The organism is Bradyrhizobium sp. LHD-71, from assembly GCF_031157255.1.
Classification (GTDB): Bacteria; Pseudomonadota; Alphaproteobacteria; order Rhizobiales; family Xanthobacteraceae; genus P52-10.
The window spans coordinates 95408-121312 of sequence record NZ_JAVIFX010000007.1 but is presented as its reverse complement, the minus strand read 5'-3'; the positions used below and the strand labels follow the sequence as shown (position 1 = coordinate 121312).

23 protein-coding genes are annotated in these 25905 nt (G+C 60.6%); 13 read left to right on the top strand and 10 right to left on the bottom strand.

What is annotated here, in order from left to right; translation table 11 throughout:
* Positions 1–4: 4 nt before the first annotated feature.
* Positions 5–553: a cupin domain-containing protein gene (locus RCO31_RS09845; RefSeq protein WP_308968139.1), complete on the bottom strand. Its 549-nt coding sequence runs from the start codon at positions 551–553 to the stop codon at positions 5–7.
* Between the two features lie 145 nt (positions 554–698).
* Here RCO31_RS09845 and RCO31_RS09840 point away from each other — a divergent pair, with 145 nt between their 5' ends.
* Positions 699–2024: an aspartate aminotransferase family protein gene (locus RCO31_RS09840; RefSeq protein WP_308968138.1), complete on the top strand. Its 1326-nt coding sequence runs from the start codon at positions 699–701 to the stop codon at positions 2022–2024.
* A gap of 23 nt (positions 2025–2047) precedes the next feature.
* Here RCO31_RS09840 and RCO31_RS09835 read toward each other — a convergent pair whose 3' ends face one another.
* Positions 2048–2518 carry an Lrp/AsnC family transcriptional regulator gene (locus RCO31_RS09835; RefSeq protein ID WP_308968137.1) on the bottom strand — a complete coding sequence of 157 codons (471 nt, stop codon included), beginning with the start codon at positions 2516–2518 and terminating at the stop codon, positions 2048–2050.
* A gap of 133 nt (positions 2519–2651) precedes the next feature.
* Here RCO31_RS09835 and ald point away from each other — a divergent pair, with 133 nt between their 5' ends.
* Together ald and RCO31_RS09825 are read left to right on the top strand one after the other, a co-directional pair.
* Positions 2652–3767 carry an alanine dehydrogenase gene (ald, locus tag RCO31_RS09830; protein ID WP_308968136.1) on the top strand — a complete coding sequence of 372 codons (1116 nt, stop codon included), beginning with the start codon at positions 2652–2654 and terminating at the stop codon, positions 3765–3767.
* 206 nt (positions 3768–3973) lie between these two features.
* A complete protein-coding gene (locus RCO31_RS09825) occupies positions 3974–5659 on the top strand; it encodes a gamma-glutamyltransferase (protein ID WP_308968135.1) in 1686 nt (561 codons plus the stop codon).
* 19 nt (positions 5660–5678) lie between these two features.
* Here RCO31_RS09825 and RCO31_RS09820 read toward each other — a convergent pair whose 3' ends face one another.
* Positions 5679–6968, bottom strand: coding sequence for an FAD-binding oxidoreductase (locus RCO31_RS09820; protein WP_308968134.1), 1290 nt, complete (start codon positions 6966–6968; stop codon positions 5679–5681).
* 61 nt (positions 6969–7029) lie between these two features.
* On the bottom strand, positions 7030–9012 hold the full coding sequence (locus RCO31_RS09815) for an alpha/beta hydrolase domain-containing protein (protein WP_308968133.1): 1983 nt from the start codon (positions 9010–9012) through the stop codon (positions 7030–7032).
* Between the two features lie 145 nt (positions 9013–9157).
* Here RCO31_RS09815 and RCO31_RS09810 point away from each other — a divergent pair, with 145 nt between their 5' ends.
* From RCO31_RS09810 to RCO31_RS09790, 5 genes are all read left to right on the top strand, one after another.
* Entirely contained in the window at positions 9158–10084 is a 927-nt protein-coding gene (locus RCO31_RS09810) for an alpha/beta hydrolase (protein ID WP_308968132.1), read from the top strand.
* Positions 10085–10275: 191 nt separating this feature from the next.
* Positions 10276–11331 (top strand): ABC transporter ATP-binding protein, encoded by a 1056-nt coding sequence (locus tag RCO31_RS09805; RefSeq protein ID WP_308968131.1) that lies wholly within the window; start codon positions 10276–10278, stop codon positions 11329–11331.
* A gap of 4 nt (positions 11332–11335) precedes the next feature.
* Positions 11336–12181, top strand: coding sequence for an ABC transporter permease (locus RCO31_RS09800; RefSeq protein ID WP_308968130.1), 846 nt, complete (start codon positions 11336–11338; stop codon positions 12179–12181).
* A 2-nt stretch (positions 12182–12183) separates the two neighbouring features.
* Positions 12184–12996, top strand: a complete 813-nt coding sequence (locus RCO31_RS09795; RefSeq protein ID WP_308968244.1) for an ABC transporter permease — start codon at positions 12184–12186, stop codon at positions 12994–12996.
* 178 nt (positions 12997–13174) lie between these two features.
* The gene (locus RCO31_RS09790) at positions 13175–13855 is read left to right on the top strand and encodes a cupin domain-containing protein (protein ID WP_308968129.1); all 681 of its coding nucleotides are present in this window, start codon (positions 13175–13177) and stop codon (positions 13853–13855) included.
* 32 nt (positions 13856–13887) lie between these two features.
* Here the strand turns inward: RCO31_RS09790 and RCO31_RS09785 are convergent, their stop codons facing one another.
* Both RCO31_RS09785 and RCO31_RS09780 read right to left on the bottom strand, forming a co-directional pair.
* Positions 13888–14943, bottom strand: a complete 1056-nt coding sequence (locus RCO31_RS09785; RefSeq protein WP_308968128.1) for an extracellular solute-binding protein — start codon at positions 14941–14943, stop codon at positions 13888–13890.
* 20 nt (positions 14944–14963) lie between these two features.
* Positions 14964–16025: an extracellular solute-binding protein gene (locus RCO31_RS09780; RefSeq protein WP_308968127.1), complete on the bottom strand. Its 1062-nt coding sequence runs from the start codon at positions 16023–16025 to the stop codon at positions 14964–14966.
* A gap of 186 nt (positions 16026–16211) precedes the next feature.
* Here RCO31_RS09780 and RCO31_RS09775 point away from each other — a divergent pair, with 186 nt between their 5' ends.
* Complete coding sequence (locus tag RCO31_RS09775) at positions 16212–17141, top strand: alpha/beta hydrolase (protein WP_308968126.1); 930 nt, start codon at positions 16212–16214, stop codon at positions 17139–17141.
* A gap of 50 nt (positions 17142–17191) precedes the next feature.
* On the opposite strand, the gene ggt is transcribed toward RCO31_RS09775, so the two are convergent.
* Positions 17192–18796 (bottom strand): gamma-glutamyltransferase, encoded by a 1605-nt coding sequence (gene ggt, locus RCO31_RS09770; RefSeq protein WP_308968125.1) that lies wholly within the window; start codon positions 18794–18796, stop codon positions 17192–17194.
* A gap of 208 nt (positions 18797–19004) precedes the next feature.
* Here ggt and RCO31_RS09765 point away from each other — a divergent pair, with 208 nt between their 5' ends.
* The 3 genes from RCO31_RS09765 to RCO31_RS09755 are packed head-to-tail and all read left to right on the top strand — an operon-like array spanning position 19005 to position 22255.
* Positions 19005–20408 carry an aminotransferase gene (locus RCO31_RS09765; RefSeq protein ID WP_308968124.1) on the top strand — a complete coding sequence of 468 codons (1404 nt, stop codon included), beginning with the start codon at positions 19005–19007 and terminating at the stop codon, positions 20406–20408.
* 12 nt (positions 20409–20420) lie between these two features.
* A complete protein-coding gene (locus RCO31_RS09760) occupies positions 20421–21161 on the top strand; it encodes a helix-turn-helix domain-containing protein (RefSeq protein WP_308968123.1) in 741 nt (246 codons plus the stop codon).
* Positions 21162–21169: 8 nt separating this feature from the next.
* Positions 21170–22255 (top strand): class II histone deacetylase, encoded by a 1086-nt coding sequence (locus RCO31_RS09755; RefSeq protein ID WP_308968122.1) that lies wholly within the window; start codon positions 21170–21172, stop codon positions 22253–22255.
* A gap of 219 nt (positions 22256–22474) precedes the next feature.
* On the opposite strand, the gene RCO31_RS09750 is transcribed toward RCO31_RS09755, so the two are convergent.
* Positions 22475–23182 (bottom strand): hypothetical protein, encoded by a 708-nt coding sequence (locus RCO31_RS09750; protein WP_308968121.1) that lies wholly within the window; start codon positions 23180–23182, stop codon positions 22475–22477.
* Between the two features lie 289 nt (positions 23183–23471).
* Here RCO31_RS09750 and RCO31_RS09745 point away from each other — a divergent pair, with 289 nt between their 5' ends.
* Positions 23472–24320 (top strand): hypothetical protein, encoded by an 849-nt coding sequence (locus RCO31_RS09745; protein ID WP_308968120.1) that lies wholly within the window; start codon positions 23472–23474, stop codon positions 24318–24320.
* A gap of 108 nt (positions 24321–24428) precedes the next feature.
* Here the strand turns inward: RCO31_RS09745 and RCO31_RS09740 are convergent, their stop codons facing one another.
* The gene (locus RCO31_RS09740) at positions 24429–24995 is read right to left on the bottom strand and encodes a thermonuclease family protein (protein ID WP_308968119.1); all 567 of its coding nucleotides are present in this window, start codon (positions 24993–24995) and stop codon (positions 24429–24431) included.
* Positions 24996–25067: 72 nt separating this feature from the next.
* Complete coding sequence (locus RCO31_RS09735) at positions 25068–25535, bottom strand: hypothetical protein (RefSeq protein ID WP_308968118.1); 468 nt, start codon at positions 25533–25535, stop codon at positions 25068–25070.
* Between the last annotated feature and the right edge of the window lie 370 nt (positions 25536–25905).

Here is a 25905-nt window from a genome sequence, read left to right as displayed (position 1 = left end):
GAAATCAGAACGAGGGTGGCGTGCAGGCGCTCACGACCTCGCAAGCTTTTGGCCCGATGCATCGAAAGCGATGCGGTCGACGACTTTCGAAATAGTACGCGTCTCCGGGGCCGAGAACGTGGCGCTCGTTATCGACCGTGACTTCAAGGCGCCCTGAGATGATGATCCCTCCTTCCTCGCCGTCATGCGAGAGCGGGATCTTTCCTGTGTCAGTACCGGGCTCGTACCGCTCTTTCAGGATCTGCAAGGCGCGTCCGAACAGGTTCTCGCCGACCTGGCGGTAGGAGATGCGACCCTTGCCGATCTCTACGAGTTCGTCAGACTGGTAGAATACCTTCTTCGGTTGTTCCGGCTGCAAAGAAAAGAACTCCGCCAGCCCGATCGGAATTCCGTCCAGGATACGTTTCAAAGCGCCGACCGATGGATTGGTGTGATTCGATTCAATCAACGACACGGTCGAGTTGGTAACGCCCGCACGTTTTGCCAGCTGGCGTTGCGACAGGCCGTGACGTGTCCGGACATAACGAAGCCTGCGCCCGACATCGACAGTCATTTGACCAACCCACCCGTTTCACCTGTTCGAAATAGAGCAAACCCTTGAAGGTGGCACAATATATTTCAATGGCTTAGCGCCAATCAGAAAAGATCTTGTTGGGGCACAGAAACCATGCGCTTTGCCTCCAAGCGGGAGCGAGCGCATGAACATCTATCGGTCGAATATCAGAAGCCTCGATAGCTACTGGATGCCGTTCACGGCCAATCGCCAGTTCAAGGCGGCGCCACGTCTGCTCGTCTCGGCCGCAGGGATGCACTATGCCCGTGCAGATGGCGCCAAGGTGCTCGACGGCACCGCTGGTCTATGGTGCGTCAATGCCGGACATGGTCGGCGTGAAATTGCTCAGGCGGTGGAGCGGCAGTTGGCAGAGCTGGACTACGCGCCGTCCTTTCAGCTCTCGCATCCGATCGCCTTCGATTTTTCCGAGCGGCTGGCTGCGATCGCGCCTGCAGGCCTTGATCGAATCTTTTTCACGAATTCAGGCTCGGAATCGGTCGATACGACACTGAAGATAGCGCTCGCGTATCAACGAGCGATCGGACAGGGGACACGGACGCGACTGATCGGTCGCGAACGCGGATATCACGGCGTCGGATTTGGCGGCATTTCAGTTGGCGGTCTGGTCAACAACCGACGCGCCTTTCCAACCCATCTGCCCGGCGTCGATCATCTACCCCACACCCACGACCCGGCGCGGAACGCCTATGCGAAGGGGCAGCCGCAGTATGGTGCTGAGCTGGCCGACGACCTTGAACGCCTGGTAGGCTTGCATGGTGCCGACAGCATCGCGGCAGTGATCGTCGAGCCGGTCGCGGGCTCGACGGGTGTTCTCGTTCCTCCCAAAGGTTACCTGCAGAAGTTGCGCGCCATATGCGATCGGCACGGCATTCTACTGATCTTCGATGAGGTGATCACCGGCTTTGGCCGTCTCGGCACGCCATTTGCCGCTGATTACTTCGGCGTAAAGCCGGACCTGATGTCGACGGCCAAGGGCCTGACGAACGGCGCCTTGCCTATGGGAGCGGTGTTCGCAAGCCGCAAGATCCACGACGCCCTGATGCAGGGGCCGGAGAGCCAGATCGAGCTGTTCCATGGCTACACTTATTCGGGACATCCGGCTGCCTGCGCGGCAGGCCTCGCCACGCTCGACATCTATGAAAAAGAGGGGTTGCTGACCCGCGGCGCACAGCTTGCAGAATACTGGCAAGAGGCGATGCACAGCCTCAAGGGACTGCCCCATGTCGTCGATATCAGGACGATAGGAATCATCGCCGGGATCGAGTTGACCTCGCGGCCCAATGCGGTTGGCGCCCGCGCCTATGACGTCTTCGTCGATTGCTTTGAGCGCGGCCTTTTGATTCGCGTCACAGGCGATATCATCGCCTTTTCGCCGCCGCTGATCGTGGAACGGGAGCACATCGACGAGATCGTGGCGAAGCTCTCCGATGCGCTCAAACGCGTCGCATGACGTGCAGACGACCGTAAGGGGGCTTATCCAAGAGCGGTAAGAGGGACCGATCGGTTGACTATCTCTCGGATCGCGAAACTGGACTGAATTCGCGCGACTTTCGGCAGGCGGGAAAGCTGCGTCTTGTGGATATGCTCGTAATCCTCGATGCCGCGAGCAAGCACGGTGACCAGATAATCATCACTCCCTGACATCAGAAAGCATCGCACCACCGATGGACAGGCCGCAATCGCCTGCTCGAACTTGCGGAGTGCTTCCTCGTTCTGGCTTTCCAGCGTGATGCGAACGATGATCGTGGTTGTCAGTCCCAAAGTATCCAGGCCGAGAATTGCCTGATAGCCGGTGATGACGCCTTGATCTTCCAAGTGCTTTTGCCGTCTTGCGCAGGCCGTTGGCGACAGCCCGATCTCTTCGGATAATGTCGCATGCGACGCGCGTCCCGATCGCGTGAGTGCAGAGAGTAGCGCGAGATCAATCTTGTCGAGATCGGGCATGCAGGAAAACCTCGCGAGCGTCCCTATCGGCGCCCGAAAACGGCGCCATGGAAAAAACTAGCCGCATTATTCGGTGACATCAATCGTAGGGCTTTCGATATCCTGAAAGAGTCCTGCAGGGGAAAGACATTTTATGAAAGTCGGTGTTCCCAAAGAGACGAAGAACCACGAATACCGTGTCGGTCTGACGCCGGCGTCAATCCAGGAGCTCGTCACCGCCGGACACGAAGTCTTTGTCGAGGCCGGTGCGGGTCTCGGTGCCGGGTTCTCCGATGAGGAGTATGTCCGGGTTGGCGCGGTGATCATCGAAAACGCCAGCGAGCTGTTCGCTACCTCCGACATGATCGTGAAGGTCAAGGAGCCGTCGCCCAAAGAGAGGGCGATGCTGCGGTCGGATCAGGTGCTGTTTACCTATCTGCACCTTGCCCCGGATCGCCCACAGACGGCGGATCTCGTCGAGTCGGGCGCTGTCTGCATTGCCTATGAGACAGTCACGTCGCCATCTGGCGCGCTTCCGCTGCTCGCCCCGATGTCGGAAGTGGCGGGCCGACTGGCGCCGCAAGTCGGCGCCACGGCGCTGCAAAAGGCGCAAGGTGGGCGCGGCGTCTTGCTGGGCGGCGTACCCGGCGTGCTGCCGGCGAAGGTCGTAATCCTGGGCGGCGGTGTTTCCGGTTCGCACGCCGCGACGATCGCCCTTGGAATGGGCGCGGACGTGACCGTGCTCGACCGTTCGTCTGATGCCTTGAAAAGATTGGAGGCCCGTTTCGAGGGCCGTCTGAAAACCTTACACGCGACGCGAGCGACCATCGAGGATCAGGTTCAGCAGTCGGACCTGGTGATCGGCGCAGTGCTCGTTCCTGGTGCGACAGCGCCGCGGCTCGTCACGCGCGCGATGCTTGGAACGATGCAGAAGGGGTCGGTGCTCGTCGACATTTCGATCGATCAGGGCGGTTGTTTCGAGACCTCAAAACCGACGACACACGATGACCCGACGTATGTGTTGGGCGGGATCGTTCATTATTGCGTAGCCAACATGCCGGGCGCGGTCGCCAGGACGTCGACCCTCGCCCTCAACAACGCGACGCTGCCGTTCGTGCTGGCGCTCGCGACGAAGGGCTGGAGGCGCGCGTGTTTTGAAGACCGGCATCTGATGGCGGGATTGAACGTGGTTCGTAATCAGGTGACGTGCGAGCCCGTCGCCCATGCGCAGAATCTCAAGTTCGTTCCTGCCGAACGATTGGTCGCTTAGTTCCCCCGGGGTGTGCTCCCGCAAACTGTGCGCCGCGATCACTCGCGGCGCCTTTTTTTATTACCGGCATTCCGCGGTAGCCGCCGCCGATTTCATCCATATGAAAACCTTGTTGCGGCCGCAGATAGCTCGGGCTACGTTGCATCGTGCAGCACTCGCTGACGACTCTAGACGCGCTTTCTTCAAACGAAGAATAAGGAAAAGGAATGCGTCCGACTCTCTATGGCTCTCAGCACGCCGTGTCCGCAGGACACTATCTGGCCGCCGCAGCAGCCTTCTCAATTCTCGAGAACGGAGGCAATGCCATCGATGCGGGATGTTGCGCTGGAATGGCGTTGGCGGTCCTGCATCCCGACGAGGTGAATTTTGCCGGCGTCGCGCCGATCATGATCCGAACCGGCGCGGGGAAGGTCGTCACGATCGCCGGCCTGGGTCACTGGCCGAAATCGTTCCCGCAAGACCTGTTCATGCGCGAACACAACGGCACAATGCCGCTCGGCGTGCTGCGGACCGTGGTGCCGGCAGCGCCCGATGCATGGATCACCGCCTTAAAGGACTTCGGCACGATGTCCTTTGGTGACGTGGCCGCCGCGTCGATCCGCTTTGCCAAAGAAGGTTTTGCTGTCTTCAAGTTCCTCGCCGACGAGTTCGCCAAGCACGAGGAGGACTATCGGCGCTGGCCTACCAACGCCAAACTGTTCCTTCCCGAAGGCCGTGCACTGAGGCTGAACGAACGTTTCGTTCAGACGGATCTTGCCGCAACGATCCAGTATATGGTCGACGAGGAGAGGGCCGCTGCCGGGAAGGGGCGAGTTGCGGCGCTCGAAGCGGCGCGGGCGGCCTTCTATTGCGGCGACATCGCGACGCGGATTGCGCAGCATCAGAAGGAAGAAGGGGGCTATCTTTCGTTCGAGGACCTGGCGAATTTTCACTCACGCTATGAAGACCCGGTGATCATACGCTGGCGGGATTTCCAGGTCATTACCTGCGGCCCATGGTGTCAGGGACCGATGCTTGTGCAGGCGTTGCTGATGGTCGAGCGCGCCGGGCTGGAGGGCCTGAAGCATAACGAGCCGGCTTATATTCATCTGCTGGTCGAAATCCTGAAGGGCGCATTCGCAGATCGCGAGTATCACTACGGTGATCCGCGCTTTGTGGATGTCGGCCTGTCGACCTTACTGTCGGACGAACACATCGGAAAGCGCGTCGCGGGCATCGACCGCAACGCAGCCATGCCTGATATGCCGCCGAACCTCTACCACAATAGTGGGCCGTTCAAGGCGGCGACGCAGCCGTCGGAGCGCGATCCCGACACCTCGTATCTATGTGTCGTCGATCGCTGGGGAAATGCTTTCTCGGCGACGCCTTCGGATGCCTCGTGGCGCTCACCAGTGGTTCCGGGGCTTGGCATCGTACCTTCGGGCCGCGGCACGCAATCGAGGCCTGATCCGAAGCATCCGTCAGGTGTCGCGCCCGGTAAGAGGCCGAGGCTCACGCCAAACCCGGCGATCCTTCTGCGCGATGACGGCTCTGTGATGCCGTTCGGAGCTCCCGGGGGCGACAGCCAGGTCCAGGCCATGCTGCAAGTCGCGCTCAACGCCTTCCATTTCGGAATGGATATCCAGGAAGCGATCGATGCGCCCCGCTTTATCAGCCTTAGCTTTCCGAATTCATTTGCGCCCTATAGTCACTATCCGGGACTGATGGCGTTGGAGGATCGTTTCACGCCTGGCGTTGCGGACGAGTTGAAAGGGCTCGGCCACAAGATCGAAATGCTGCCGGCCTACTCGCGTCGCTTTGCGTCCGTAGAAGCGATCCTCTATCAGCCGAAGACGGGATTCTTTCGATCAGGCGCCGACCCGCGACAGCCCGCCTATGCCATTACAATCTGAATTCCCAGGCCTGCGGTATCTAAAGTCCGAGATAGTCGCGGATGCGCCCATAGGTGATGCGCGCACCGGCGCCGACTTTCCACAGGCCGTGAAAGGGAATTTCCTTTAACGTCGTGACCGGCATGTTCAGCTCGGATGTCCTGGCGCCCGTTGCCCAGCGGGCGATCTCGCCTCCCATCGCCGTACTCATCGCGACGCCGCGCCCGTTGTAACCAAGACAGATCATCACGTTTTCGGCCGGCGTATGCAGGTGCGGGTAGTGATCGGTCGTGATTGCGAGCTGTCCGTTCCAGCAATGGGTCCAGCCGACGGTCGCGAGCGCTGGAAACAGCCGCTCCGTGTATCGTTGCAGCCAACCGAGGTCAGACATCTGGATTTCGTGCATCGGGCTGCGACCGCCCATCAACAGACGGTTCTGTGCATCGAGGCGGTAGTACACGGTTATCGAGCCGTTCTCGTAGAGTACGGCGCCTCTTGGCATCACCTTGCGTGCGATATCCTGGCTCAGCGGCTCAGTCACGAGAATTGCGCTGTACACCGGCACGATGCTTCGCCGAAGCTTCGGCCAGATATCGTCGGTGTAGCCGTTCGTGCCGATGACGAGCTTCTCGGCGGAGATCGTTCCCCGATCGGTCTTCAACTGCCAGCGCGACTGCTTTCGCTCAACGCTCTGGACTTTCGTGCCGCCGTGAACGGATGCGCCAGCCTGCTGCGCCGCCTGCGCGAGCGCACGGACGTAGCCCAGCGGATTCAGCGCACCCCCGCGGCGGTCGATGACACCGCAAATGTATCGGTCGGTGCCGGTTGCGTCTTGAATTTGGTCGCGTTCCAGCAACTCCACCGGCATGTTTCTGCGTAGGCACTGCTCCGCGGTGCCGCGGACCTCGTCCGCGTTCCTGGCAGCGTAGGCGGCCCGTATGGTGCCGCTCTGCCGCGCTTCGCATTCCATTTGATACCGGCGAATGATGTCGAAAACGACATTCGGCGCGTTGCTTGAGAACTCGATCATGCGGCGCCCGAGATCGGGACCAAAATCCTTTTCTATCTGGTCGGGATCGAATTTCAGCCCGGGATTGACCTGGCCTCCGTTGCGTCCGCTGGCGCCCCAGCCGGGTTCGTGCGCCTCCAGCACCGTGACCTCGATGCCTTTCTCTGCCAGATGCAAGGCCGATGAAAGGCCGGTAAAGCCGCCGCCGATCACAGCCACGTCGACCTTTCGGTCGCCGGCAAGGGGAGGTGTGGCAACGGCCGGGCGTGCCGTCTCGGCGTAGATGCTCCCGGGAAGCTTGCTCGGTTGATGTTGGACCACGTGCGTCTTCCTTCTGAGGCTTGCAGTTCTCGCGAACTCCCGCAATCCTGTTAATTGCGCGCTAGATCACCTCAAATACGTCCCAAGAGCTTTTCGCTGCCGCGAGGAGCGTATCGGCATCCTCCTGCAGCAGATAGCGGCTCGACACCAACTCGGCGCAGACGGCTGAGAGCGCATGAACCCAGCCATCGCGATCGCCATAGCGTGTCTCGACTGAAGCCCGCGCATCATTGGTCCGTGCTCGTTCCGCCTCGGTCAGCGCAAAGGGAACGATGGCACCGACAATTGAATACAGTTCGCCTTCGGCATGACCCTTGGCCCGAAGGTTCCAGCCGAGATGCGTTGCAATCGGCGCCAGCACAAGCGGATGGCGGACGCCGTCGACTGGATTGCCGTCGTCATCGACCTTCACAGCGAAGATCGGATACGCCTTCGCGCCTTCCCGCGGCGGTAGCACGGAATAATCCATGAGCCGCAGTTCGTTGATGCAGCCTTCAAACTTCAGGCCAGGAACGCGATCGAAGCTCAGCTCAGAGACCGGAACAAGCGTCCCGGATTGTCGCGATGGAAATCGGCTTGGCGGCGGCGGCACACCTTTGTCAACCCAGTCGACCATCGCGCGAATGAGTGGGCGCAGCAGCGGACCATAGAACAGCGGATTGTGCGGGTGCTGGATGATGCCGTCAGGGATTGCTTCGGGGTTGCCGTGCTCTATTCCGCAGGCGAGATATACCCTGACATTCTCGGGCTGCTCGATGTCATTGCCGTCGCAGTCGGTGACCACCAGCGAGGCGCGGGCAGACCAGATCTCTGCATCTGTATCCAGGTGCATGATCTTCGGGCAGGTCCCCGTCGCCAGGCAACGGTCCAGAATACCGGCGGTTTTTCCGCTGATCGGATCATGCAGGTTGCGATACGTGAACGGAAACTGGTCGTCGGGATAGTTATGGTTCTCATGCTGGCGCGAATAGCGCCCGGGCTGCGCAAACGGATAATTGACCATCGTTCGCCGAGAGCCGGCGATGACGGGCACCGCCGCATCAAAGACCATCTGATGCTTGTGGTCCTCATTGAAGCCCCGATAGAGAAAGTCGCGGACGAACCGGCCGCTCTGCGAAAGCCCGAAATTCATGGCACGCTTCATCGCCGGTCTACCGTTGACCAACAGCGGGTTTGTGCTGCCATCGGCGGCGTGCGTCTCGTGGCGCAAAAAGGAAACAATGTCGCGCACGCTGGCGAACGCAATGCCGGTGATCTTCGGATCCTTTGCAGGGTAGATGAACTCGTAGATCGCTCCCTTATCGAAGTCTGCGCCTTGCGGCCGCGTGATCTCCACCGTCCGGTCGTTGAGATAGCGCCATGCAAGCCCTGCGGGTCGCTGCCTCGGATCGCGTTCGCGCTCCCGGACGGTGAGTGTTGCCTTCGCCGGTGAAAGATCGGCCGCGGGATAGGTCAGCGTGCCAATGAATGTGTCGCCGTCTCCCAGATCGATGAACTCTTCCTGGCTTTGTCCGACGATCGGCTGTCCGTCGATGGTCGGTACAGGAAAGTCCGCGATCATGCGGCCATTGTCTCGCGTCACGTCGCTCTGCCAGCCGGTCCAGACCAGCGTGAAGCCCTCCTTCATGAGAAAGCCGTTGCCGGCATCGGCCGCAACATCAGGCACATTCTTCGCCGGAGCCGTGTTGATACGACACAACGCGCGCTTGCCGCCGCGATTGAGCACCTCATAGAACAGCCAGCCGTTGCCCCTGGAGAGGTCGACCGGCTTGAGGATGCAGAGATCGACGGTGTAGTCGACCAGCCCTTGTGCGTTACGCGGCGCACGATCGAGATTGACGACCTCCGTATTGCGCGGGTCGAGGGGATCCAGCTGGCCTCGAACGCTCCCCTCGAGCCGCTCATACGTGCCGGCGCCGCCAAACATCGTGCCTTCGAAGCAGACCGTCGTCCTGTCGATGCGGATCGATTGAATGCCATGTTGGACGCCAGGGGATGCCGCCCCTGTCTTGATCGGTGAAGCGTCGCTCAGTTTTGCGGGCATTGGTCTTCCCCTGGATACGACGCAGCATCTTGGGCCGCTCCGTCGCCGCTTGACTCCGCGGTCTTTCGTATTTCATAGGCGTGAAATTATCTTTGCATGCCGGTCAGCAGCATGCAATAGTCGGTCGCTAGCTTGGGGGTTCGGCATGTTCGCTGAAGGGATCCAGGACTATGTCGACCGCGTCCGGCGGATCTCCGCTGCGGTGAACACCGGCAACATGCTCGACGATCGCCGACTCCGCTATGATCTGCTCGCGGAAGAGTTTCGCCGGCCCTATCCGGCGGGAATGCGGGTACGCAACACATCAATCGTGCTGGCCGGACATGAGGTGCCTGTGCGGATCTACTGGCCCCCAGATGCCGAGAAGCCGCCGATCATCTGCTACTTTCATGGCGGCGGTTTTCTTGCCGGCAGTATCGAGTCGCATGACATGATCACCTCCGCGCTGTGCGAATTTACGGGCGCGGCGGTCATCAGCGTGCATTATCGTCGCGTTCCGGAAAATCCCTATCCGATGCCGCAGGAGGATTGCTATGCGGCGGTATGCTGGGCCGCGGCTCGCGCGGATGCACTCGGTCTCGACGGCAGCCGCATGGCGGTTGCCGGCGACAGTGCCGGAGGCCTGTTGTCGACCGCGGTAGCTATGATGGCGCGCGATCGCAACGGTCCGACGCTTCGTCACCAGACGCTGATCTATGGCGTCTTCGACTTCGATCTCGAACGGACATCCTACAGGACGGCGAAGGATCCGCTGCTGACGTATGAGGCGATCCGATATCTTGCTCCAGCCTATCTCGGCGGTCGCCTTGATACGCACGATCCCTATGCCGTTCCGATGCGTGCGAAGAATCTGACCGGACTGCCGCCCGCCTACGTGCTGCGCGCGGAGTTCGATACGCTGTTCGAGGAAGAGGGCGAGTATGCGGCAAAGCTCCGCGCCGCAAATGTCGCGACGCAGTTGCGTGACGCGCAGAAGATGATCCACGGCTTCCTCCGGGCGATCGAGATATCGCCGCCTGCCAAACAGGAACTCATGCGCATGGCGGACGCCATTCGCGCGCATCTGATCTGAGGATGGATCTGAATTTCCGTCGCAGCCTTGGAAGTGCATAGGTGATGCGTGCACAAGTTATGCGCGACCGTGCTGAACTTCAGTGCAGGAAATGGTCGGCTGCAAGTTTCACGCTTCAGAAAAATTCATTTACATGAAAATTTCATGGTGTCATTATTCGCCGACCCTTCGGTGAACCAGAAAGTCTCATGATGGCGGGCGAGCTTGAGATAGCGAATGTTTCGAAGGCCTTTGGACCGGTGCAAGCTCTCAGGGGTGCGTCGCTGAACGTCGGGTCCGGGGAGTTCGTCAGCTTCCTTGGACCTTCAGGCTGCGGAAAAACGACTCTGCTTCGCATCATCGCGGGGTTTGAAACTCCCGATGCGGGAACGGTTCAACTCGATCGGCAATCCCTCCTGGCGTTGGCGCCATACCGGCGGCCGATCGGCATGGTTTTCCAGAGCCTGGCCCTGTTTCCGCACCTGACTGTGGCGGGGAACGTTGGCTTCGGCCTGTCTGTACGGCGGGAGAACGCTGCCGAGATCGGCCGTAAGCTGAGCGACATCCTGGCGCTGGTCGGCCTTGAAGACTACGAGAAACGCCGCATCCATCAACTTTCGGGCGGCCAGCGACAGCGGGTCGCGCTCGCGCGTGCGCTGATCACGTCGCCATCGGTGCTTCTCCTCGATGAGCCGCTGTCGGCCCTCGATCTGAAGCTGCGACGCCAACTGCAGGGCGAGCTCAAGCGTTTGCAACATCGTACAGGGACCACCTTCGTGTTCGTGACGCACGATCAGGAAGAGGCCATGGCGATGTCGGATCGCGTGGCGGTGTTTCGCGATGGCCTGATCGAACAGGTGGGGCCGCCGCAGGAGATCTATCGCAGACCTGCGACGCGCTTTGTCGCGGAGTTCGTCGGCGAAACGAACATCTTCGCCGCGGTCCGTGAGAGCGGCGCCGTGTACCTGCCTGACATTCGCGCAAGGTTTCCGGGAGGCAGGAGCCTGCCTGATGCGCAACAGCTTCTGCTGTCGGTGAGGCCGGAGAACATCAATCTGCTCTCCAGCAACGATCAGGGTGGAGTCGAAGCGCGCGTGCAGGAGGTGGATTTCGGTGGGATGACGGTGCGATTCTCGGCACAGACGATGATCGGCGAGCGCGTTCTTCGAGTCGCGGTTGCATCGGAGAAGGCGAACGATATCGCGCCCGGGATGCCAGTGCGCCTCGGCATCGATCTGGATACCGCCGCAGCGTTGCCGACGAGCTGACAGCATGACGGGCTCTGGAACGCGACTCTCTGCGGTTGGCCAGGCGATCCTGGCGACACCGAAAACGCTTCTCGTCCTAGGCTTCGTCGGTTCGCTCGCTGGCGTCGTTCTCTCGTCGTTCCTGGGCAAGGATGGGTTTCCCACGCTGGAGCTCTATTCGCAGCTACTGGGCTCCCAGGTCATTCAGAACGTCATTGTCCGAACGGTCTGGATCGCGGCAACGGTCACCGTCCTATGCACGCTTGTCGCCTATCCGGTCGCTCTTTTCATCGCCCGTTCGAAGCATCGAAACCTCCTGCTCGTTCTCGTGATCTCGCCGTGGTTGACGAGTATCGTCGTGCGAACGTTCGCGTGGGTGGTCTTGCTGGGCAATCGCGGCGCGGTGAACGCGTTCCTGATGTCCACCGGCCTGATCGATTCGCCGATACGCATCATCTTCACGCCGACCGCCGTCGTGCTGGGCCTGGTGCACGTGTTCGCGCCGTTCATGGTGATCTCGATTCTTTCAGTGCTGCTGCAGCAGGACCGCCGGCTCCCCGAGGCGGGGATGAGTCTCGGCGCCGGGCCGATACAGACGTTCGCCCGCGTCACGCTTCCGCTGTCGCTGCCGGGTGTGCTGTCCGGCGGCTCCATCATCTACCTGCTTTGCTCGGGCGCCATCGTCACGCCGCTGCTTCTCGGCGGGCTGCGCGACCGCATGCTCGGAACGCAGATCTTTCAGGAGCTGTTCGAACTGTATGACTATCGCCGGGCGGCCGGTATGGCAGTCATCCTTCTGGTGACGTCGTTGGCCGTCGTGATTCCCATGCAGATCATCGACGGGCGCATTCGTCGCTGGACGAGGGGGTGACGATGGTCCGCGGGTTGTGGAATTCCTTTAACGCGTTCCTGCTGTTTCTGCTGCCGGCGCCGTTGTTCGTGGTTGCCGCTGTGTCCGTCACGCCGGACCGATTTCTGGCGTTTCCACCGACCGGCTTTTCGCTGGTCTGGTACGAGGCGTTCGTCGCCAATCCGGATTGGATGCGGGCCCTCGGCATCAGCGCGTTGATCGCCTTGTGCGCGGCATTCCTGAGCACCGCCGCCGCCGTCGGGGCGGCGTTGGCGCTGGAGCGGGCAAAGCCGAAACGCCGGGCTCTCGCCGAGACGATCATTCTGGCGCCGTTGATTTTTCCGCATGCGGCGATCGGCGTGGCGATGCTGGGATTTTTGCTGGCGCTGCATTTGAACGGAACGGCGCTCGGAATCCTGATCGTGCACGCGGTTTTGTGCGGTCCCTTTGCCTATCGACCTATCGCTGTCTCGCTGCAGAAGATTGATCCCTCCATGACGGAGGCGGCGATGAGTCTCGGCGCAAACGGAAAGGACGCGTTCTGGCGCGTCACTCTGCCTTTGATGAGGCCGGGCATTGTGACGGCGTTGTTGTTTACATTCATTATCTCCTTTGACGAGGTCACGGTCACGCTCTTCCTCATCTCGCCTAACATCGTCACTTTGCCGGTCAAGATCTGGGGGCATATCCGCGACAACGCCGACCCCGTCGTTGCGGCTATCTCGACGCTGCTTGTGCTTGGCACGCTGTCGCTGGTCATCGTTCTGGAGCGCACTGTTGGTCTGCAATTCTTCGTCGATCCGGAGGGGGACGAGCAAAGAAGCCGCGCGCAGTAGATCTTCGGCCGCGCTGAAATAAGTTGTAATCTTGCGCGTTTTTTCCTATTGAGGCTGCCATCCGTCGCCCTGGCGATTGGATCATCATCCGATCCGATCAGCTCGCGATCGCCGTTGGCCATCGCGGCTGACCGGCCAGCGCACATTCGTTCAGGTTACCTGCATCCAGGAGGTCTTCTTGAAGCAGAGAAAGTCGAGCGCATCCTCGGTCGAGCCACGTGCGTCGAATTCTGCCGAACTCGCGATCGGACGCCGTCTTCGTGTCTTGAGAAAACTTCGCAAACTTCCGCTGCAGGATATTGCAAGAGACACCGGCCTTTCGATCGGGCTGATCAGCCAGATCGAACGCGGCCTTTCTTCACCCTCGGTGAAGCATCTCATGGCGCTCGGTCAGACACTCGGCGTCAGCATTGCATGGTTCTTCGACGATACCGCCGCGCTGGATCCGAAGGAGGCGCAACTGGTCGTGCGACGAGAAACACGTCGTCAGCTGGCGATGGATCACGGAAGCGTTCGCAAAGAACTCCTGACCCCAGAAGGAGGCAATCCTCAGCATCGCGTGTTTCTCATCACGGTCGAGCCCAAGGGTTCGACGGGCAAGGGATTCTACGCGCATCAAGGTGAAGTGTGCGGCCTTGTTCTGTCCGGATCCTTGCAGCTTTGGGTCGAGAAAGAGAAGTTCACGCTCAGGGAAGGGGACTCGTTTGCGATACCGCGCCATGCGATGCGCCGGTTCGCAAATCCGGATCCTCGCATCCCCGCCGTGCTGGCTTGGTCGATCGCTTATTTTTCCGAGGGCGGGACAATCGCGCGCGCCGCGAACGCGCCGTCATTCGCCGACGCCAGCGACCCGATCTGAACTTGCGATTGGACCGCGGCCGAGCGCTGCGATCATCGGACTTTTTCGATGATCTCTTCCACCAGGCGGCTGCGCTCCGGATTAGCTTTGCCGACCGCGTGCCAGTCGGGAGCGTAATTTTGCGCTATCGCATCAGCCAGCGATCCGCCGAGCAGCTCCTCGAGCTCCGGTGTCAACTTGGCGTTCGGATTGATCGGCCAGTTGGCGCCGGCCGCAAGCCGCACTTGGTAGTCCGGGGTAATGACTGCATTCAAGAGCCGCTTTGCGTTGTCTAGATTTCTTGCGCCCTTCGGAATCACGAGAACATAAGGCAGCAGCAGGCCGCCTTCCTTCGGGGTCATGATGGCGATGTTCTTGACGCCGGCGGTCCGCAGCAGAGACACTTGGCCTGAGTAGAACGGGGTTGCCGCAATCTCTCCACGCCCGAGCTGGGCCTGGACGGACGCCATCGACGTGTAGACGTTGAGGGCATTTCTGGCGATGCCCTCGAGCAGGGGAATGCCCGGCTCGATGTTGTTTTCGTTGCCGCCTGAGATCCTGGCGTAGAGCGTCAGGTCATAGGCTGCCACGAACGCGGGGCGAGAAATCGAGATCCGATCCTTCCACTTCGCTTCGGTCAGACTTCTCCAGGATGGAAAGTCCTCCGGCCTCGCGAGCTCGGTGTTGTAGGCGATTCCCAGGTAAGAGAAATTCACCGGCACGCCGGCGAGCCTGCCGCTGCCGGTGCGAACCCAGTACTTCTCCGGAATGTCCTTGAGGTTGGGCACATCGTCCAGAGGCAGCTCCTCGATGAAATTCTCGAGATTGGGAATCTGATAGGCGGCGACGATGGCCGCGCTGAATTGCGGCTGGCCACGCGCGTTGATCACGCTTGCGCTCGGCAGTGGCGACTCAAAGATCTCGGTCGGAATTCCGGCTTCGGCGGCGAACGGTTCAGCGACTGCCGTCTTCCAGAGCTTCGCAGATTCGCCTGCGTAGCTTGAGATCACGACCGGAGTTTGCGTCTGCGCGGACACCGCGCTCGGCGCAAGGATAAGCGCTATCGCGGCGACGATCGCAAACGTCGCAGTGCGTATGGATTGTTTCATGGGAAAATCCCAACGCCGGATCAGCGTGATTTTTCGATGATGTCCTCGACAAGACGCGTACGTTCCGGGTTGGCTTTGCCGACGGTGTACCAGTTCGGCGCATAGTTGCGCGCCATGGCGTTCTCGAGCGTCCCTCCAAGTGACTTTTCCAGCTCGGGCGTCAGCTTTGCATTTGGATTCATCGGCCAGATGCCGCCCTCGGCGAGGCGGAGCTGGTAGTCGGGTTTGATGGCCGCATTGAGCAGCCGCTTGGCGCCCTCGAGGTTCTTTGCCCCCTTCGGAATGGCTAGAACGTAGGTCAGAAGCAGGCCGCCTTCCTTCGGTGTCAGGATGTCGACATTGGTGACGCCCGCCCGACGGAGCATTGCGATCTGGGTCGAGTAAAAGGGCGTCGCGACGACTTCGCCGCGGCCCAGTTGCGCCTGGACAGAGGCCATGGATGTATACACGTTCAGTGCGTTGCCGGCGATGCGCGAGAGCAGATCGATACCGGGCTTGACGTTGTTCTCGTCGCCGCCTTCAAGCTTCGCATAGAGTGTGAGATCATATGCGGCGACGAAGACCGGTCGGGAGATCGAGATTCTGTCTTTCCACTTGGGTGCGGCGAGATCCTTCCAGGATGTGAAGTCTGCAGGTTTCGCCAGGTCGGTGTTGTACGCGATCCCGAGGTATGAAAAATAGATCGGCACGCCGGCGAGCTTGCCGCTGCTGGTGCGCACCCAATATTTTTCTGGGATTTCCTTGACGTTCGGCACGTCCTCCGGCGTCAGTTCCTCGATCTGCGACTCGACGTTCGGAACCTGATACGCACCGAGAATGGCGGCATGGAATTGCGGTTGGCCCTGCGCCGAAGCGACGCTGGAGCTCGGCAGGGGTGACTCGAAGATCGTGGTTGGGATACCCGACTCAGTTGTGAATGGATCGGCGACGGCGCGCTTCCACAGCTTCGCGGACTCTCCCGCATAAGTCGCGATCACGAGCGGTGACGGTGATTGCGCGAAGGCGGCTTGAGACAGCAGCGTGAGCATCGCTGCAATGAGGGCGGATTTTGTGCGTCCTTTATTCAACGATGATGGCTGCATATGCCTGATCCGATCCCATGATTTGAGCTTTCATATCCGGCGACAGTCAGCATAGACCCCGGTCCTGGTTGCCGCAAACGAATTTTCATATTAATGAATATCGGCCTGAACCAACAGCTTTCGGCGCCCGGGTGCCGCCGATGCATTCACACATGTGAAAGAACGCAGCAAGACAGGGAGAAAACCGTGGGTTCACCGATCCATGCCGATATGGCGCCGATCCTAGATGCGCGGCGCTTCGTGACCGCTGCGAAAAGCGTTGCCGAGAAGCGGCGCAACTGGACCACGTATTCGCAAGCGCTTGCCGTCCCGATGCCGGCCAGCGTCAAGGTGCATGATCGCGTCCTTCCGATGCCGGAGCACGCGGTGCCAGTCAGGATCTATCGGCCGGCAGACGCCACAGGCGTGCTGCCGTGCGTGATCTATGCGCATGGCGGCGGCTTTATGATGGGCGATCTGGATAGTTCCGACACGAATGCCTGGGGGCTTTGCGAGGGTACCGGCGCTGTCGTGGTGAGCGTCGACTACCGGCTGACACCGGAGCATCCGTTTCCGGCGGCGTTTGACGATTGCTATGGCGTTCTAAGCTGGCTCGTGGATCACGGCGCCGAGGTCGGGATAGATCCGCGCCGCATCGCGGTGGCGGGCGACAGCGCCGGCGGAAATCTCAGCGCCGCCGTTTGTCTTGCGGCGCGCGACCGCGGCGGCCCGGCCATCCGCGCGCAAGCCATCATCTATCCCAGCATGTGCGATGATCCGACTTCGCCGTCGTACATCGAGAATGCGAACAGTCCGTCGCTGACCACCGAGTCCGTGGTGTACTACAACGATACTTACACGTCCGGCGCAACGAATGCGGCCAATCCATATGCTGCACCGATACGCGCGAAGGACTTCGCCAACCTGCCGCCGGCGCTCGTGCACGTCGCCGAGCTGGATCCGATCCGTGACGACGGCCGGCACTTCGCCTCGCAGCTCGCGCTTGCGGGAAGCTGGGTCGCTTACCGCGAAGCGCGCGGCATGCTGCACGGTTTCCTGCGCGTGCGGCTGACCGGGCCGCAGGCCAGGAAGGAGTTCGCCATCATCACCGACTTCCTCAGTGCGCACCTGGACTGAGGAGCGACGTCGCTGTCGTCCCGTTGTGGGGCGAAGCGACGAAGAATATGCTAGACGACGAGCGCCATTCCGTCCGCAAACGGATCGGCACCGCCGCTCCATTGGCCTTGGGCGCCGCGTCCGACGGCATGCACTTCGGCAAAGGCATAACTGACGGCGCTTCGTGCGATCTGATAGCCGTGTTTTTCGAGGTCGCGTGTGACGAAGCGCGGGATCCGGTTGGATACGTCCAGAATGTCGCTCGTTGCGGAGAAGCGGGGCGCGGAAACGGCCTCCTGAAGCGACATTCTGAAGTCGAGAATGTTGATCAAGGCCTGCGCGACCGCGACCACGATGTGAGCGCCGCCGGGAGCGCCGATGACGACGCTGGGTTTTCCCTTTTCGAAGACGATGGTGGGGCAGGCGGCTGTAAAGCGGCGCTTGCCGGGAGCAATCGATCCCGGATGGCCCGGTCGCGGGTCGAAAACGCCCATCGCGCCATTGAACAGGAATCCGAGCCCCTTTGTGATGACGCCGGACACCATGCCGAGAGAGTGGGTCATGGATACCGCGTTTCCATTATCGTCGAGTACGCTCACATGCGTGGTGTGCTGGCTTTCCTTCGGATTGAGGCGCGTGACCGAATATCGGCCACCCGAATCGATGTGCTGTGCGATCTCGCTTGCGCGCTTTCGGTCCAGGAACTGATCCACCGGCACGTCGAAGAAATCCGGATCGCCCATGTGCAGGTCCTTGTCGCGCGTGACGCACTTCATGGCTTCTGCCACGATCCGGATATAGTCTGATGAGTTATGTGCGTATTTCGACAGGTCGAAGTTCTCGAGAATGTTAAGAAGCTCGATCAAAACGAGCCCGCCGCCGGGCGGGTTGTTCGCCGTCAGGTCGAGACCGCGATAGGTGCTTCGGGCCGGTGGATGCCACTGCGTCCGATAGTTCTTTAGATCTTCGAGTTGAAGCAAGCCGCCATGGCTTGAGATATCATCGATCATTGTGCGGGCGACGTCGCCTTCATAGAAGTCGTCGGCGCCAACGCGTGCGATCTGCTCGAGGGTGTTCGCGAGATCGAGGTTGCGAATGATGGTTCCGATGGATTTGGCACTGCCGTCCTGCCGGTAGAACAACTGACGACCGCTTTCGGAGAAGTTCATCTTGTCCTTGAGGGCGACGCGGCCCTGGGCGGCCTCGCCGGTCAGGAACCGATGGAAATGTGGTCGCACGGGAAATCCGTTCCTGGCGATATCGACCGCTTGCTCGACGACAGTTGCCCATGGGAGCCTGCCGAAGCGACTGTGTGCTTCGAACAGGCCCTTCAATGTGCCTGGAGTGGCGATGGCCTCATAACCTATCTCGTTACGTTGACCTTTGACGAGGAAGCCCCATCCGTCTCGTGCCTCCCCGATCAGATCGTCGGCCCACATGTCGGCGCGCGCTGCCTGTGGCGCAGTACCGTAGAAATCGATGCAAACATGCTCGTTATGGTCTGGCGCGAACACTTGCATCGTTCCCCAGCCCGCGATGCCCGACATCGGCGGATCCACGACGCCCTGCACCAGCGCGCATCCGACCGCAGCATCGATCGCGTTGCCCCCGGCGCGAAGAAGTTCGGCGCCGGCATCGACTGCTTCCGGTTCGGGTGCGCTGACGACTCCATGCATGATGACCCCCGGGCGCGAACTTGATGTTCGTCGGCATGAAATGAAACAGTGCCTCGAGTTATTTCATGAACGTGAAATGCGCGCAATGCAGAGAGGGAGGCCGAAAAACTTTCTTGGACTTAAAAATTTTAGTACGATAAAAGATTTTGGTTGCCTTCCGTGAAATTGCGGGTTTCCCCCGTCCGGCCCCTAGCGAAAGGAGACGTTCATGCAAGACCGTCCAGGCCTGCCCAACGTTGCATCATTGCGCGAACGCGATATCGCGTTCCATTTCCATCCGATGACCAATCCGGCCAAGCACGAGCGGGTCGGGCCGACGATCGTTGCAGGTGGAGAGGGATGCTATTTCGAGGACGAACAGGGCAAGCGCTATCTCGACATGCATGCAGGCCTGTGGTGCACCGCCCTCGGGCTCTCGGAGCAGCGGTTGAAAGATGCTGCGATGAGGCAATTCGACAAACTATCGTACTCACAGACGTTCGCCCACCGAACGACTGAACCGGTGGTCGAGCTTGCCGACGCTCTCATTCGGCTGGCGCCTGCTTCTATTTCCAAAGTGCAGTTTCAGTGCTCGGGCTCGGAGGCAAATGATACCGCGGTGAAATTCGCCTGGTTCTACTGGGCGGCCAAAGGTGAGCCGCAACGTCGCAAGATCATTGCGCGGACGAAGGCCTATCACGGGACGACGGCAGTGGCCGCCAGCATGACCCATCTGCCGCACATGCACAAAGGCTTCGGTTTACCTTTGCCGGGATTCCTGCACGCGCCGCATCCGGACATTTACCGGGGCATCGCCGAGGGAGAGAGCGAGGCGGATTATGCGACGAGGCTGGTCGGAGAACTGGAGAAAATCATCGAGCAGGAGGGGCCGGACACGGTGGCGGCGTTCATCGCTGAGCCAGTGATGGGGGCCGGCGGTGTCTATCCTCCGCCGCTGACGTACTTTGAGAAAGTGCAGGATCTGCTGAAGCAGTATGGAATCCTGTTCATCGCAGACGAGGTCATCTGCGGGTTTGGTCGGACCGGACGGTGGTGGGGAAGCCAGACCTTCGAGATCAAGCCGGATATCGTCACCTGCGCGAAGGCGCTGTCCTCCGCCTACCTGCCGATCTCGGCGACGATGATTTCGGATCGCGTGTACGCTGAGATCCGGGCGGAAGCCGAACGAAACGACGCGTTTGGCCATGGGTATACGTATGGAGGTCATCCGGTATGCGCCGCTGTCGCGTGCGAAGCTGTTCGCATCTACGAGGATGATCGCCTGATCGAACAGGCCGCGCTGCGCGGCAAGTTCCTTGAGAGAAAGTTGCGGGCGCTCGAAAGCCATCCTCTTGTCGGGCAAGTGCGCGGCGCGGGGCTGATGTGGGGCGTCGAAATCGTCAAGGACAAGGCGACCAAGGCGGCGTTCGATACGAAGCTGCAGGTTGGTGTCGAGCTCTCCGATATCTGTTTCAGCCGCGGTTTGAACACTCGCTCGTTGGGCTCGGGCATCATGACGTTTACGCCGCCGCTGATAGTTAGCGAGCAGGAGCTGTCGATTGCGGTGAGCAAATTCACCGAATCCTTGGATGAGCTTCACGGCAGGATGACCAAGGACGGTCGATTGAACTAGCGAGCGGATCAAGTGGCAAAAGCCGGGTCCGGATTGCGGGAGCAGCAAAGGCTCCGACGCAGGACGAGGATACTGGAGGCCGCTGGAGTCCTTTTCACTGAAGAGGGCTTCGACGAAACCAGCATGGAGCAGCTTGCCGACAGGGCTGAGGTCTCCGTTCCGACGATTTACGGATACTTCAGCTCCAAGAGCGAGTTGCTCCTGGGGTTGCTCGAAATCGATACCAAGATCCTGTGGCCTCGCATCGAAAAGATCCTATCGGCGAATTATCAGGCCTCCCACCGGGATCCTCTGAAGGCGATCGTGTCGCTGGTTCTAATGGAGACGACGGAAGGCTATGATCTGGCGCGCAAGCGCGTCTGGCGCGAAATCTCCGCCGCCGCATATCGTGCGCCCATAAAACAACGGCAGGCGTTCATAAAATTGCAGAAAGCGCGAGCGGACGCGCTGCTGAAGTTGCTCGTGACGCTTCGGGATGCGGGTCATCTTCGGCGCGATCTTGATTGCGTGTCGGCCTCGCTTGCGATCCATGCCATCGCGCGAAACGGATTTCGCCTGTATTTGATGCATGAAGATGCGACGTTGAGCGATCTGGCGACGCAGATGCGCCGGCAGATATCCGTCGTACTAGACGGAATGCGCTCGAAGCAGCCCGACGACAGGGCTGATCGCCTGTCCGGGGGGCCGCCGAGCCGGTCGGGTAAGCGCAGCCGCACAATGTCGAAGGCTCCCGCCAGAACCCGCAATGCTTAGGGGGACGCATGACCACAGGCTTCTTATGGCACGAGCTTTTCGCCTGGCATGTCGCTGGCGGTTACCCGCAGTTTCAGGTCGAGCCGATCGGCTCGGCCGATACTCCGGAGGGAAAGCGGCGCATCAGAAATCTGATTGACGTCTCAGGTCTGCTTGATCAGTTGAAAGTGTTGCCCTTCAACGAGGCGACCGACGAGGCGATCCTGCGCGTTCACACACGCAATTACCTCGGGCGTCTTTCCGAAATAGACAAAGTCGGTGGTTACGTCGGCCGCTTCGCGCATATCGGTCAGGGCGGGTTGCGGATCGTCCGTCTCGCAGCCGGCGCAGCAATGGCCGCCGTCGACGCGGTCATGAATCGAACGGTGAAGAATGCGTATGCGCTGGTTCGCCCGGCGGGACATCATGCCAATGCCGACGTCGGGGCCGGCTTCTGCATCGTCAACAACGTGGCGGTTGCCGCGCGGCACGCGCAGGCAATCAACGGATTGAAACGCGTGGCCATCGTCGATTGGGACGTTCACCACGGGAATGGCAGTCAGGACATATTCTGGCAGGACCCTTCCGTGCTGACGATTTCGATTCATCAGGAGCTCTTGTATCAGCAGGGAGGTCATCTGAGCGAAATCGGGGAGGGGGCTGGTCGCGGCGCGAACCTGAATATTCCCTTGCCGCCCGGTTCGGGCAATGACGCTTATATGGAGACGATGCAGCGCGTCGTTTTGAAGGCGCTCGATCGCTTCCGGCCCGAATTGATCCTGGTCGCTTCCGGTCTTGATGCGACGTCCCACGATGCCCTGGGCCGCATGAATCTTTACTCGGACAGCTATCGCAGCATGACATCGTTGTTGATGGAAGCGGCGGGCCGACTCTGCGACGACAGATTGGTTCTGGTGCATGAAGGCGGCTACAGCTCGACAGTGACGCCGTTTGCGGGCCTTGCAATACTTGAGACGCTGTCAGGCATTTCGACCGGAGCAGTCGATCCATTCGCTGAGAACGTGAGAAGGCAGCCAGCGCAGAAGATTCAGCCGCACCAGGAGACCGTCATCACGCAAGCAGAAGCAAATGTTTCCATGGTGCCCGCCGGCTAGTCTCATGGCGGCGGCGGACGATCGGAAAATTCGCTCGCGGGGCCCGGCTCGGGCGTCAATGCGGCGCCGTCGGTCGCTCTCAAGGCTTCCGATGAAGGGCTCGACGCTGAAGTGATACGCGTCGCCTGGACGGGTTGGTCCCGTCCTAGGACGCTTTCGAGGCGTTTTGCCACGAGGCGTCCCAGAACGGGACCGGTAGTTCCTAACGCGTCGTCCGGATCAGAGAGAGGACATCCGATCCATTTTTCCGCTCCTCCAGGCCTTCGGCGTGGAGGAGGAACCCATCTGGATCACCTTGCTGGTGGTGATGGTCTTCGCCGGCAGTACCCGGGTCTGTGCGACGTTCACAACGCGGTTGCGAACGGCGGTGCGGTCGTGAATGCGCGTCACGACGTTGACCCGCGTGATCGGCTGGATACGCGTCACGTTGACGTTCCGGTTGATCAGCTTCATGTACCGGGTCCGATTCACGTCCTTGTAGCGGGTGATGTTATTCACCTTGTTCACGGTGTGGTAGCGATAGACCGTGCTTGTGCTCGGCCGCGCCGTGTTGTGGACGATACGCCGGGTCTGGCCGGTCGTGATCGTGCGGCCTGGCAACATGCGTGTCTGGGCCACGTTCTGGTTTTCGCGCAGCACCGCGGTCCGGTTGTGGACGCGTGTGACCATGTTCACCCGGTTGATCGGCTGCACGCGCGTGACATTGACGATGCGCTTGGTGTGCGTCACGTGGTTGGTTCTGTTGATGTCACGATAGCGCGTCACGTTGTTGACGCGGTTCTGCGTGTTGTACTTGTAGGACGTATTCACCTTTGTTGAAGAGATGGGATGGTGGCGCTTTTCGGCCGTTGCGGGAAGAACCGCAACGGATGCGCTCAGCAGGGCCGCCGCGGACAGTCCTGCCAGGTATTTAATCGTCAACGTCATGTGGAACTCCTAACTCCTTAAGGTGGCCGGTGATTGCTTCGCCTCCGCCGGTCCGTCGGAGGCCACGTAGCAAAGCCTTAAGGCAGTTGGCAGGTTTCGCGCGGAACCCAGGCAAAGCGACCGTTAACCCTAAAAAACAGCGCCGTTCTTAGCGTGCGGTTGACCGCAGGCCATCTTTTTGAGATGGCATTCAATAAACATTTAGCCTCAATAGTGCCGTTGTATCCGCAAATTGTAACGGCAAGCCTGAGGTTCCCGTGAAGCCCCGGGGGGCGAGAACGAGGATTAAATGCATAAGCGTTTTTTTGCGATGTTGACCGCGCTCGTCGTGGCCAGTCCTGTTGTGGCCAGTCCCTTCGACGTGGCATCCGCCGCGCCGCGAGCGGGTCGAACCGATTGCCGCACCGCGGCGCTGGCCGATCTGCAGCGCCTGGCTCCGCGCGGTCATGCGATCTATGAGGCGGTCACCGACAAGAAGCAATTCTTGCACTGGCTCACATGCGACGACGTCCAGCTTGGGCTCGCGACCGGCGTTCATGAGACCGTGCATCTGTTGACAGAGGAGCGCGACGCCTATCTGCTGATCGATGGCAGCGCCGTGCGTCGTCCGCACGAGGTCTCTCGCTTCTTTGCTCCGAAGGAGATCGCCCGGAAATTCGATGCGCAGGACGCATATGTTCAAACCTACCTGCGTCCCGGCGGTGCATCGTCCAAGGACGACTTCATGTATCTTTTGGATGAGCTGAACGCCTATAGTCACGATCTGAATACAGCGGTCAGCCTCGTCTCGTTGCGTCGGCGCGACCGCGATGTCGACCATCGTGATGGTCTCGCCGCCCTCATGACGTTCGTTATGAGCTATGTCGACACCGCGAAGAAGAGTCAGCCGGCGACTTGGCAGCGCCTGATGCAGCCCGAACCGAGGCGCGTCGTCCAGGTGTTGTGGAAGCAGGCCGAGGGCGTACTGAACTCGTCCTGCAATATCCCGCGGTTCGGTAAGAACCTGGGGTATATCCGCTTCCTGTCCGATTCGAAGAACGGTGAGGCGCTGTCGGAAGTGCTTGGACGCGCGCCGGTGGCTCCTACCGAGTGTCTGACGCCGACGGCTCCGACGGCCTCTGCCGCACCTGCGGAATAGGTGCGACGAACCGGGATGTCTTTGAGATGCGCAGCGAGAACCTGCGCATCTCTTTCATGACTGCATGTTCGTCCGGGGGAACGACGAGAGCGTTGCTGCAATCGCTTTTCAATCGGCGCGCGGATCTTCGAGCCTCGGATGTTGCCGCCGCCACTCCCATGGCGGTTCGAATGAACCTGCCCATAATCCCCGCTTGGCGTTTTCCGCCTCCGTTTCTTCGGACGCATACGTCTTGACGAAACCGGAGGATAAAGCCCAACCCTGGCGTACCATCCATGGATTGATTTGCGAGCCATCGGGCAGGCTGCACACCGCCAGCACGCGGTGATACCTGTCTTTGGAGCGCGGCTCGCAGGTCAGTTCACGTCCTCTGATGTAACGCCGCAATTCACGCGTTGCCGCCTGGCCGCAGTTCCAGCTTTTCTCGGCGGCGTCGAGACAGGTTTGACCCGTCTCAGGTGCGTCGATTCCTTCCAAACGGATATGCGTACCTGAGAGGATGACGGTATCGCCGTCGATCACCCAGGCCTTTCCCACGAGGGCCGTCGCCGACGGGGGATTCCACCAGTTATATGCCGAGAAGCCGACCACGCAGACGAGCACGACAAACGCGACGAACAGGTACGGCGTCAGTCCTGTTGCGCTTCGTCGTCGCCGGGCCGGCGTCCGGGCCATTGCCGATTCCCCCATGGGATCTGCGATCTTGCACGACACTGTGATGCAATAGAGCGAGAGATCGATCCACTGTCAGCGGCGGCGGCGACGCTCCACTCGTTGCGGTGTCGTGGTGCGCTGCGGGGCGACGATGCTGGTCGCATCCGCCGTCGCCTCGTTCTTGGCTTCCGCCCTGCCATCGCGCTTGGCGTTTATCTCAGGATCTTCCACGACCAGATCGATCCTGCTGTTTCGCGCGGCGAGGCAGCGCTGGGTGATGTAGGGCCAGGTCTGGTCCCGGCATGCGGCTGTCATGCCCGGTGCGTTGACGATCTTGATGTTGAACGGCGCCTCCTTGGCGGCCTTCAATGGGACGGTCAATTTTTCTTCGGCGGGCTTTGCCTGGGCTGCGTTTGGCATGGTTGCCGTGCTGGCCACGCCGGCCGTCGTAAAGTTGACGTTCGTTGCAGGCTTTGCCGGCTCGGGTAAGGCCGGTGCGAGGACGAAGGCGGCGTAGAAGGCGAGGCCTGACAGGATGACGGCCGTCGCGCGCGTGGCCACGGAAATCGACCTTGCCATCGATCGACCGAAAGACGCAGCCGGGGCTCGTAAGTCCGCCTGGCCCACCCACCGTGCGGCGCTTCGAATGCCAAGGCCGCATCGGTATGCAAATCCGGCGGTTGCGCGTGTGACGGCAACCGCCACCCGCCGCGACAGTCGCGCGGCTTCGAGACGAAGTCGTGCGAACCGGGATCGGTGGGCCGGAGCGGCGATCACCGCCGGTGCGTGGAAGGTGGTGCCGCTCGTGCCAGCGTCTGCCAAGATAGGCAGAGGCGCATGCGGCGCCGCGATGCGCGGCTGGGCCGTGGTTCGATTGCCGAGGCGCCACCAACGCACGATTCGAATCGTCGCTGATGCCGCTAGCAACGAC